The organism is Turicibacter sanguinis, assembly GCF_013046825.1.
Lineage (GTDB): Bacteria > Bacillota_I > Bacilli_A > MOL361 > Turicibacteraceae > Turicibacter > Turicibacter sanguinis.
Genome location: NZ_CP053187.1, coordinates 204,294 through 215,000 on the forward strand (window position 1 = coordinate 204,294; position 10,707 = coordinate 215,000).

A 10,707-nucleotide genomic window follows, 5' to 3' on the forward strand; every position below is an offset into this window, starting at 1 on the left:
TTTACTTTTTATACATTAAAATAGGATATACATGCCTCATCTAACGCTTTAATCACTGCATCACACTGTGACCATTCATAAATCATCGCACCAGATGCTTTAGGATGTCCTCCACCCTCAAAATTTTGAGCAACCGTATTAATAACCGGTCCATTTGAACGAATATTCACTCGAATCTTTCCATCCTCATTCTCAAAGAAGCAAACCCATACATGAATCCCTTCAATATTTGCCAACACGTTCACTAATGCGGAACGAGTTCCAGTTGTTAAACCAAATGATTCCTGCTCATCTTTTGTCATTGTAAAATAAGCAACGCCTTGTTCACTAACGTTAAAGTGACTTAACACAAACCCTTGTGCCTGAATAATATTTAAAGGACGCTTATACAGCTGATCATGAATTTGATTACGATTAATCCCACAATCATATAAAAAGGCTGCACACTCAAGAGTTGATGTTGTTGTATTATCATATAAGAAACGACCACTATCCGCAATAATTCCAGTATATAAACGCTCCGCTGAAATAAGTGGCATCGTTAATTGATACTGCTCCTGATTAGCTTTAAATAAATGCACAATAATTTCTGATGTAGCGGTTGCCGACGTATCTACATAATTTAAATCCGCATAATCTTCAACAACAGGATGATGATCAATTTTTATCATAAAGGCACCCGTTTTATAACGTGTATCATCAATACGTGGAGAATTCGCCGTATCTAAAACAATCACCAATGCCCCTTCATACTCCTCATCCTTTACCTCATCCATCTCTCCCATCCACTGTAACGATGGTTCTGTAAAGCCAAGCATCTTTACCACCTTATTTGGATAAGTTGACTTAATTAACGTTGCTAACCCAATTTGTGATCCTAACGCATCTGGATCTGGGCTTACATGACGATGAATCATAATCTTATCGTACTTCACAATTTCACTCCAAATTTGCTGCAACATAATTTCACCTCTTAAAGAATTTATTATTTAAATTATATCATAATGTTGTAAAATTCGACTGAAATTAGTCTGATATAAAAAAAGAGATTCTATCACTAGAATCTCTTTTTTTTCATTTACTATTTAACAAATGCGTAAGTATCTTTTGCAATCATTAACTCTTCATTTGTTGGAATAGCGAATACTTTAATTTTTGAATCTGCTGTTGAAATTAAAGCTTCTTCTCCCATGACATTATTAGCAGCTTCATCTAATGTAATTCCTAAAGCTCCTAAACGTTCAACAACTGCTTTACGAACTGGAATAGAGTTTTCACCGATACCAGCTGTAAAGACAATCGCATCAACTCCACCTAAATATACAAAGTAAGAACCGATGTAGTCACAGATACGTTTAACATATAAGTTAAACGCAATAATTCCACGCTCATTACCTTCAGATACTAATTTTAAGATATCACGCATATCTGAAGATGCTCCAGATACTCCGTATAATCCTGACTCTTTATTTAATGCATTAACCGCTTGGTCAATTGTTAAATTTTCTTTTTCCATAATGAATGGTAAAATCGCTGGATCAATATCTCCAGAACGAGTTCCCATCATGATTCCCGCAAGTGGAGTGAATCCCATTGTTGTATCAACAGATTGTCCACCTTTAACAGCTGCTAAAGACCCACCGTTTCCGATATGAACTGTGATAATTTTAGTTTCAGCTAATGGTTTTTCTAATAACTCAGCGCAACGCTCTGCAACGAATTGATGAGATGTTCCGTGGAATCCGTATTTACGAATTGCATAGTCTTGATACCACTCGTATTTTACTGGATATAAATAAGCATCTTTATCCATTGTTTGATGGAATGCTGTATCAAATACTGCAACTGAAACAGCATGTGGTAATTCTTTCATAAATGCTTTAATTCCTAATGCATTTGCTGGGTTGTGAAGAGGTGCTAATTCTGATAAAGCTTCGATATCAGCTAACACTTCAGGTGTCACAACGACTGAGTGACCGAATTTTTCTCCACCGTGAACTACGCGGTGTCCAACTCCACTAATTTCATCGTAAGATGCTACGATATTATGTTCAAGTAACGCTTCTAATAATAATTGAACCGCTACGCTATGATCTTTAATTGGTAATACTTTTTCAACTTTTTCATCTTCAAATTTAATACTGAAGATTGCATCCTCAAATCCAATACGCTCAACTAAACCTTTTGTAATAACGGTTTGTGCAGGCATCTCTAATAATTGAAATTTTAATGATGAACTTCCGGCATTTACTGATAAAATTTTAGTCATGACTATTCCCTCCACTTTTACTTATTAAGTTTGATCCAATTATCAATACGATTTAAAGTTTGACCAAATTTTTCTCTATCATTAAAGCTTGGTAATTGGGCTACTAACACTTCTTTAATCGGTTGAATTGCTTCACCGTTTTTTTGAATGATAAATAAACTCTTACCTAACTCATGACTTTTAAACATTGATGATGGCAATTGTAATAATGCCTGAATATTGGCCTGTGATGTCAGCATCTGATGAAACTCAGTTGAACCTTTTTGACTAAATAAATCATTTGGAATGACATAAAAAGCATAACCACCTGGTTTTAAATACTTGAGATGATTTTCAATTAATAAATAAGGTAAATACGTTACCTGCTTACTCACTAATGATAACTCCAAGTCAACTAACTCTGATGAGTCTACTACTTCTCCAGTCGGTAAATCTCCAACAATTAAATCTAGTGGCTCAACTAACATCGGCTTTAATGAACTTTGTTGATAGAACTGAACCGCATGCTCTTGCATATCAGAAAGCGTGTATGCAATTTGTAACAAATCTTTATCAACATCTACTCCATAAATCGCCTGAGGCTCCACATCAATCTGATTTAAAATGGCTGTTAAAAAGTTTCCTGTTCCCACTGTTAAATCAGCGACAGTCATCTCTTTAGCACTTGGAATAAATTTTGAAATTAAATAAGACACCATTAAGGCAATCGAATCTGGAGTCATTACCGCGTTCGTTACACGCTCGGCTTTTAATCCTTTCAAAATAGCTAACTGAAGAGCTTTTCTTATTTCCTCTTGAGTAAACTCTAATTCCTCTAAATCAGAATACTGCTTCTCTAATGCCTGTCTAATTTCCTCGTTAACTGATTGACTTACATCTTGTGACATAATATTTCCACAAGATTCACACATGGCTTGTAAATAATTCATTTTCAACTCGGAACTGATGATCATCGACGTTTCATCGACAAGATCAAATAGTTGTTCAATTACTTCAGGTCTTGGCACTAAACATCACCTCTTCATGATATACAAATTGATTTTACTACAACTTTTATTGAATGTCACTCACTAAACCAAAAAATGTTATAACGTTTACTTTTTTACTTGAACATTATAAAAAGCTTCACAACCTTACCTAGCTCTATCATTTTTTTCATCCCCCTTAATTCATCTAGATGTTTTAACAAAAAAAAACGAGTAAATGATTTACTCGCCTTTTTTTGAATCTTTATCAAATTCGTTCATAATACTATTGACTGTTTTAGGTACTTGTTCAAGAAGACGTTCATATAAATGTGTACGTTCCTCAAGATGTTTGATTTCAACACCTTGTTGATTTACCACTAAAAAGGCAATAGGCGTAATTGAAACTCCTCCACCACTACCTCCACCAAATGGAGGATTTTGATCAGAATTTGTATTCGTAGTGGATTCAAATTCACTACCTCCTGCTGCGAATCCAAATGCAACTTTAGAAATTGGAATAATCGTGTCTCCGCTCTCTGTGTTAACAGGATTTCCAACAATCGTATCTACATCAACCATTTGTTTTATATTTTCCATTGAAATTTTCATTAAATTATGAATTGGATGCTCACCCATACTATAAATCCTCCTCTTTACGAATTAGTTTTAAAATTGTCATTAAATCTCTAAAAGACGTTAATAAGACAACTATAATATCGACTAATTTAAATGAGACTATGCACGTAAAATCAACAAAAATACGATTTCCACTAAATTGGCTCAAAACATCAAAGTGATAGTGGTCAACTTTCTTGACATAACGACTAATAAATCCATAAACATTAGCTTGCATGGCCCAAAGACTACCGAGTAAGCACCCATTTAACATCGGATCATCTACACTAAAATGAATCACTGAATCCAACTGATGCACCCTAATCTTTTTCGTAAAGCGCACAAGCACTCGTTTACCCGTTTTAAATAACAATTTAAACTTCCTAATCATCTGCCTTAATTTTGGGCGACTCACTTTTTCCTGCGTTTTTTCAACTCGCTTCTTTTTCTTAACTCGTTTCACCTTTATCTTGGGCTTCTCATCTAACTCCATGGAATCTTCAATGACTTTCTGTTCAACCGTTTTCGTTTTAACAACGACTTCTTCCTTTTTCACTGTAACCTCATCTTTCATTTTATCAGCTGATAGCTCAGCGTTTTTCTCTAGCTCTTTCATCATCGGATTTAAATCCATCTTATATTTAAAAAACAAATATTTCACTTGTACAAAACGAGACTCATCTTGAAAAACAACTCGAATCTTAATCTTTACAAAAATAAATAAGATAAATAGACACAGTAAAAATAACAAAAAATAACCAATCCATCTCATTACAGTAGTCCCCTTAATCTCAATCTTTACTCTTATTATGTAAAAAATATTCATTCCTTATTCTTTCAAGACAAAAAAAATCTGCCGCCATTAGCGACAGACCCCCTCTACTCCACAATATTTAACTGATACGCTTTAAACCAAACATGAAATTGATACAAATAAGCAATAAGCTGCGGCTGTGTCATCAGTTGTCCAAACCAAGGTCTTGTAATAATCTCATCATCTGAATTAGCTAAAGCCCATAACTTATTCTCGTCAAAAATCTCATGCAAAATAGACGTTTCATCACTCAACGCTTCTCTTAACAAAGCTTGGACAATCGCTGTGTAATGAGGATTATGTGTTTTTGGATACGGGTTTTTTTTTCGATACAACACTTCATTTGGTAAAATTCCTTCCATCGCTTTTCTTAACAAGCCTTTTTCTTCATTCCCATAGAACTTCATATCCCAAGGCACATTATAAAGATATTCCATAATTCGATGATCCGCAAATGGCACACGAACTTCAAGACTCGCTCCCATACTCATACGATCTTTACGATCAAGCAATGTCGTCATAAACCATTTAATATTTAAATAAGTCAATTGTCGTTTCTCATTATTCAAAGCACTATCGCCTTCTACAATATCTGCCTGTGCAATGGACTCATTAAAACGATCTGTTGCATAACCGACTAAATTCAATTTTTCTTGCCACTCTGGTTTTAACAACGTATTACGAATTGCTAAATCACGAAGCCATGGAAACATCCCATTCATTGGTTCACGATAAAACCAAGGATATCCTCCAAAAATTTCATCGGCACATTCACCTGACAAACCAACCGTAAAATCTTTTTTAATCTCTTTACAAAACCAATGTAACGATGAATCTACATCCGCCATCCCTGGCATATCACGTAATAAAACAGCATCTTTTAAAGCATCCGCTAAATCTTGATTTGTAATGACACAATAATGGTGATTCGTATGAAAACGATCAGACATCAACTTAATAAAATCATTATCTTCAGATACCGTAAAAGCCGTTTTTTGAAAATACTTTCTATTATCTTCATAATCAATTGAAAAGGTATGAAGATTTTTCATCTCATTTGCTGCAATAGCTGTAATGATTGAAGAATCAAGTCCTCCTGATAAAAAGGTACAAAGTGGCACATCAGAAACCAGTTGTCGTTTAATTGCATCTACTAAAATTTCACGTGTTTTTTCAACAGTTGTTTCAAAATCATCTGTATGTTCTTTTGCGACTAAATCCCAGTATTTCGTAATTTTAATACCCCCTGATTTAACCACCATATAATGACCTGGTTTTAACTCTTTGATCCCTTTAAATAATCCGTTTCCTGGCGTATGAGAAGGCCCAACACCTAATAACTCTTGAAATCCTTCAATGGTCACTTCATTTTTTTGCGTATAGTGTAAAATTTGCTTTTGCTCAGACGCTACAATAATTCCATCTGGTAACAAAGAATAATAAAGCGGCTTAACACCAGCACGGTCTCTCGCCACATATAATGTTTGCTCTTTAGAATTCCATACGGCAAAAGCATAAATCCCATTTAGCTTTTCAACTACTTTTTCGCCAAAGCAGACATACGCCTTTAACAAAACCTCAGTATCTGAATGTCCTTTAAAAGTATAGCCTAAAGCTTTTAACTCCTCGCGAATCTCTTCGGTATTATATAACTCACCGTTATAAACCATCGTATAATGATGAAATGACATCGGCTGTTTCCCTTGCTCAATATCAACGACCGATAAGCGACGATGCCCTAAAAAGACATGTTTCCCATAAAACATCCCCCCTTCATCTGGCCCTCGATGAAAAACAGCTTGTACACAACTCATGTCATAAGGTGTTTTCATCTCAATTTGTTTATAATTTACTACCCCAAATAATCCACACATATCATAACCACCTCTTCTAAATTCTCCTTTTTTGGAATTAAATGGAAATTATTGTTCACGACATATACTATGTCAAAACTCCTCATCTTGAAACAAATTTTCTTATCTGATAACATAAATTTATCGAATACAGAAAGGACGTCTTCCATGAAAAAACTCATGATCAAATTCATACAATTTTATCAAAAATACATCTCCCCACTTTCTCCCCCCAACTGCCGATACTATCCTACCTGTTCTCACTACGCCATCGAAGCCATCGAAAAACACGGTGTCCTAAAAGGAGGCTACCTAGCCTTTAAACGCATTTTACGTTGTAATCCTTGGGGAAGCCTTGGTTACGATCCTGTTCCAGAAAAAAAATCATGTCACTGTCATAAGCATCAAAAATAAAACAAAAAAACTTTAACATAGCACATCAAATCCTTTTTAAAATCAAAACGCTGTGAATCATTATCTTTACTCATTGACACCCTAAAATCCGCTTGCTATAATGTGAAACGATATGAACTAATAAACAATCTTTTATGGGGGCTTAACATGGATCTAATCACATTCTTTGAATATATCGGACTCTTCGTATTTGCCGCATCCGGTGCGATGTGTGCTATCGAAAAAAAAATGGACTTCTTTGGAATCCTAACACTTGCAACCGTCACAGCTATCGGTGGAGGAGTTATACGTGATGTTGTAACAGATATCGGAGTACCTGTGTTCTTTTCAAAATACGAATACATGCTAACCATTCTCATCTCAACCATTCTTGTTATCTGCTTACGAGGACGTATCAAATGGCAGACCTCTTTTCTCATTCTAGATGCCATCGGATTATCCGTTTTTACTATTGCAGCCGGAATGAAAGCCATCGATCTCAACTATAACTTCATGACCTTCCTCTTCGTATCAGTTATTACAGCTGTTGGTGGTGGTGTGATTCGTGACATCTTAGCACAAGAAGTCCCAAGTATTTTAAAACATGAAATTTATGCCGTTGCATCCTTAATTGGGGCCATCTGCTTTTGGTTCTTACACCCTTATCTCGGTATAATGATTAGTGCTTACTTATGTCTTTCAATCATCTTTATCATTCGTTTAGTCACAATCCATTATCAAATGCATCTTCCTTACATCGAAGAAGGTAAAATATACTTAAAGAAAACCCAAGCATCTTAATGCTTGGGTTTTTCTTTTCATCAAAAACAAGGTATAATGAAAGATATAAATTTTATAGAAACCGTGGTGAGACACATTGAATCTAATGACAATTGAGAATATAAGTAAAAGCTACTCAGTCAAAACATTAATCGATAACATTTCATTTGGAATTAGTGAAGGGGAAAAAATCGGAATTATTGGGGTTAATGGAACTGGAAAATCAACCCTTTTAAAAATTATTGCCGGTATTGAAAACCCTGAAACAGGCCGCATTACAAAAGGCAATCGCGTCCGAATCGAATATTTATCACAAAATCCTGAATTTCATGATGAAGCAACTGTTCTTGAACAAGTCTTTAAAGGAAATTCACCTGAAATGACATTACTTCGCGACTATCAAGAAACACTTGACGAACTTCAACAAAACTACAATGAATCATTAAACGAACGTTTATTAAAACTACAAGATCAAATCGATCGCTTAAATCTATGGGATTTGGAGAGTGAAGCCAAATCAGTTTTAACAAAACTAGGAATCACAAACTTTTCACAAAAAGTCAAACACCTATCTGGGGGACAAAAAAAACGCGTCGCTTTAGCATCAGCACTCATTACACCATCAGAACTTCTCATTTTAGATGAGCCGACCAACCATCTAGACAATGACACCATCGGCATGTTAGAAGACTACTTAAACAGTCGTAAAGGTGCCCTTTTAATGATCACTCATGACCGTTACTTTTTAGATCGCGTTACAAACCGAATTCTAGAACTAGATAAGGGGCGACTATATAGCTATGATGGAAACTATTCTGTCTTCCTTGAAAAGAAAATGGAACGCCTTCAACTAGAAGCCGCCATGGAAGATAAACGCCAAAACCTCCTTCGAAAAGAATTAGCTTGGGTTCGTCGAGGAGCACAGGCACGTTCGACTAAACAAAAAGCTCGTCTTCAACGTTTTGAAGACTTAAGCAACCAAGAAAAATTTACGCCACAGGGTAATCTTGATATTTCAGTCGCTTCAACACGCCTTGGTAAAAAAATCATGGAATTCAATCATGTTGCAAAATTCTATGGTGACCGCTGTATGATTCGTGACTTAGATTACACTCTAACTCGTACTGATCGTATCGGAATTGTGGGACCAAACGGAATCGGAAAATCAACATTAATTAATCTAATCCGTGGAAAAATCAAGCCTGACTCAGGATTCATTGATATCGGTGAAACCGTTAAAATTGGATGCTTCGCACAAGAAAGCGAAGAAATGAATCCAACAATGAGAGCCATTGACTACATTAAAGAAAATAGTGATTACATTGAAACAGGCGATGGAACACGCATCACTGCCTCTCAAATGTGTGAACGCTTCTTATTCGATGGACATCTTCAGTATTCACAAATTGGTACCCTATCGGGTGGAGAGCGCCGACGTCTATACTTACTTCGTATTTTAATGGATGCACCTAACGTTCTACTATTAGATGAACCTACCAATGACTTAGATATCGATACGCTAAGACGTTTAGAAGATTATTTAGATGATTTTAATGGAATCGTTATCACAGTTTCCCATGATCGCTACTTCCTAGATCGAATCTGTAATAAAATATTTGCTTATGAAGGGAATGGTGATATTACTATCTACACTGGAAACTATAGTGATTATCTCATTTTCAAAGAAGCAAAAACTCAACTTGAGGAAACCGCCATTACAGAATTAAAATCAAAAGAAACAACGAAAGCCAAGCCACGTCTTGAGAAAAAACTTAAATTCACGTTTGCTGAACAAAAAGAATTCGAAACAATCGATGATGAAATCGCAACCTTAGAGGAGCAAATCTCAACTCTAGATGAACAACTCATCGAATTTGCAACTGACTACGTTAAACTTCAAGATATCATGAATGAAAAAACATTAGTCGAAGAACAACTGACCTATAAATATGAACGTTGGGAATATTTAAACCAATTAGCAGAAGAAATCGAAAACTCAAAAAAATAAAAAAAAGCTCGACCGATTTGGTCGAGTTTTTTTTTATAAACTAAAGAATGTTGTAAATAATTTAACCGTAAAATCATGATCTTCAACTGATGCTAATTCACGAATCGAGTGCATCCCTAAAAGTGGAGCCCCCATATCAATCACAGGAATATTTAATCGAGAAGCCGTTACTGGTCCAATTGTTGTCCCACCACGTACATCCGAACGATTATAGAATTTTTGATAAGGCACACCAGCCTCTTGACATAACCCCTCAAATACTGCCGCACAGTAACTATCCGTACTATATGAACCAGATGCTGCTGTTTTTAAAACAGGACCTTTTCCTAAAATAGGACGATTTGTTGGATCATGCTTTTCACCCACATTTGGATGCACCGCATGTGCTAAGTCAGCCGAAATCATCATCGAATTAGCAAGTGTACGGTGAACCCCTTCACGATCATGACCAAGTGCTAAAATAATACGCTCTACAACATTTAAGTGTAAATTAGATGCTGCGCCTTGAGCAGTTAAACTTCCAGTCTCTTCATTATCTAAACACACCATCATCTTAGTTGCAGCTGTTGTAGGACTATCAACTAACCCTTTAAGTCCTGCATAGACCATCCACATATCATCTAGACGGCCTGAAGAAATAAACTCCTCATTTGCTCCTACTAACATTCCTTTATCAATCTCATATAAACCTAAATCAAATCCCATAATATCTGTAACAGAAACATCTAATTCTTCTGCTAATAAGTTTAATAAATATCCGTCTTTTTTAAATGTCTCATTCACTAACCCAACTAAAGGTAATGTATCCTTTTGTGCATTGATTGCGAACCCCTCATTTACTTGTCGATTCATATGAATGGCAAGACTAGGAATAATTAATAATGGCTTATTAATATTTACTAATTTTGTTTCAGGCTTAAGCACATTAACACCACGTACTGTCACTTTCCCTGCTAATCCAAGTGGACGGTCAAACCATGTATGTAAAATTGGCCCTCCATATACTT

General features: G+C 35.6%; 10 protein-coding genes (1 of these 10 cut by a window edge). 3 read left to right on the plus strand and 7 right to left on the minus strand.

What is annotated here, in order from left to right; all coding sequences use genetic code 11:
• Positions 1-8 precede the first annotated feature (8 nt).
• The 6 genes from HLK68_RS01150 to asnB all read right to left on the minus strand — a co-directional run bounded on the left by HLK68_RS01150 (position 9) and on the right by asnB (position 6,540).
• Positions 9-962: a DHH family phosphoesterase gene (locus HLK68_RS01150; protein WP_006785151.1), complete on the minus strand. Its 954-nt coding sequence runs from the start codon at positions 960-962 to the stop codon at positions 9-11.
• 119 nt (positions 963-1,081) lie between these two features.
• Entirely contained in the window at positions 1,082-2,269 is a 1,188-nt protein-coding gene (locus tag HLK68_RS01155; protein WP_006785150.1) for an acetate/propionate family kinase, read from the minus strand.
• 17 nt (positions 2,270-2,286) lie between these two features.
• Positions 2,287-3,276 (minus strand): class I SAM-dependent methyltransferase, encoded by a 990-nt coding sequence (locus tag HLK68_RS01160; RefSeq protein WP_006785149.1) that lies wholly within the window; start codon positions 3,274-3,276, stop codon positions 2,287-2,289.
• Positions 3,277-3,477: 201 nt separating this feature from the next.
• The gene (ytfJ, locus tag HLK68_RS01165; RefSeq protein ID WP_006785148.1) at positions 3,478-3,873 is read right to left on the minus strand and encodes a GerW family sporulation protein; all 396 of its coding nucleotides are present in this window, start codon (positions 3,871-3,873) and stop codon (positions 3,478-3,480) included.
• Position 3,874: 1 nt separating this feature from the next.
• Positions 3,875-4,624, minus strand: coding sequence for a DUF2953 domain-containing protein (locus tag HLK68_RS01170; protein ID WP_132942806.1), 750 nt, complete (start codon positions 4,622-4,624; stop codon positions 3,875-3,877).
• A gap of 107 nt (positions 4,625-4,731) precedes the next feature.
• Positions 4,732-6,540: an asparagine synthase (glutamine-hydrolyzing) gene (gene asnB / locus HLK68_RS01175; RefSeq protein ID WP_006785146.1), complete on the minus strand. Its 1,809-nt coding sequence runs from the start codon at positions 6,538-6,540 to the stop codon at positions 4,732-4,734.
• Between the two features lie 159 nt (positions 6,541-6,699).
• Here asnB and yidD point away from each other — a divergent pair, with 159 nt between their 5' ends.
• The 3 genes from yidD to HLK68_RS01190 all read left to right on the plus strand — a co-directional run bounded on the left by yidD (position 6,700) and on the right by HLK68_RS01190 (position 9,700).
• A complete protein-coding gene (yidD, locus tag HLK68_RS01180) occupies positions 6,700-6,933 on the plus strand; it encodes a membrane protein insertion efficiency factor YidD (protein ID WP_230311932.1) in 234 nt (77 codons plus the stop codon).
• A 147-nt stretch (positions 6,934-7,080) separates the two neighbouring features.
• Positions 7,081-7,713, plus strand: a complete 633-nt coding sequence (locus HLK68_RS01185) for a trimeric intracellular cation channel family protein (RefSeq protein ID WP_006785144.1) — start codon at positions 7,081-7,083, stop codon at positions 7,711-7,713.
• 85 nt (positions 7,714-7,798) lie between these two features.
• Positions 7,799-9,700 carry an ABC-F family ATP-binding cassette domain-containing protein gene (locus HLK68_RS01190; protein WP_229040177.1) on the plus strand — a complete coding sequence of 634 codons (1,902 nt, stop codon included), beginning with the start codon at positions 7,799-7,801 and terminating at the stop codon, positions 9,698-9,700.
• A 33-nt stretch (positions 9,701-9,733) separates the two neighbouring features.
• Here the strand turns inward: HLK68_RS01190 and HLK68_RS01195 are convergent, their stop codons facing one another.
• On the minus strand, positions 9,734-10,707 hold the 3' portion of the coding sequence (locus HLK68_RS01195) for a M18 family aminopeptidase (RefSeq protein ID WP_129821523.1). The gene runs 322 nt beyond the window's last position; 974 of the gene's 1,296 nt are visible here — the last part of the coding sequence; its start codon lies beyond the right edge, outside the window; it ends in the stop codon at positions 9,734-9,736.

What these genes read in the sequence shown, in the direction of transcription:
- HLK68_RS01150 (WP_006785151.1), bottom strand. Translation starts at nt 962, where the DNA reads ATGTTGCAGCAAATTTGGAGTGAAATTGTGAAGTACGATAAGATTATG.
- HLK68_RS01155 (WP_006785150.1), bottom strand. Translation starts at nt 2,269, where the DNA reads ATGACTAAAATTTTATCAGTAAATGCCGGAAGTTCATCATTAAAATTT.
- ytfJ (WP_006785148.1), bottom strand. Translation starts at nt 3,873, where the DNA reads ATGGGTGAGCATCCAATTCATAATTTAATGAAAATTTCAATGGAAAAT.
- HLK68_RS01170 (WP_132942806.1), bottom strand. Translation starts at nt 4,624, where the DNA reads ATGAGATGGATTGGTTATTTTTTGTTATTTTTACTGTGTCTATTTATC.
- asnB (WP_006785146.1), bottom strand. Translation starts at nt 6,540, where the DNA reads ATGTGTGGATTATTTGGGGTAGTAAATTATAAACAAATTGAGATGAAA.
- yidD (WP_230311932.1), top strand. Translation starts at nt 6,700, where the DNA reads ATGATCAAATTCATACAATTTTATCAAAAATACATCTCCCCACTTTCT.
- HLK68_RS01185 (WP_006785144.1), top strand. Translation starts at nt 7,081, where the DNA reads ATGGATCTAATCACATTCTTTGAATATATCGGACTCTTCGTATTTGCC.
- HLK68_RS01190 (WP_229040177.1), top strand. Translation starts at nt 7,799, where the DNA reads ATGACAATTGAGAATATAAGTAAAAGCTACTCAGTCAAAACATTAATC.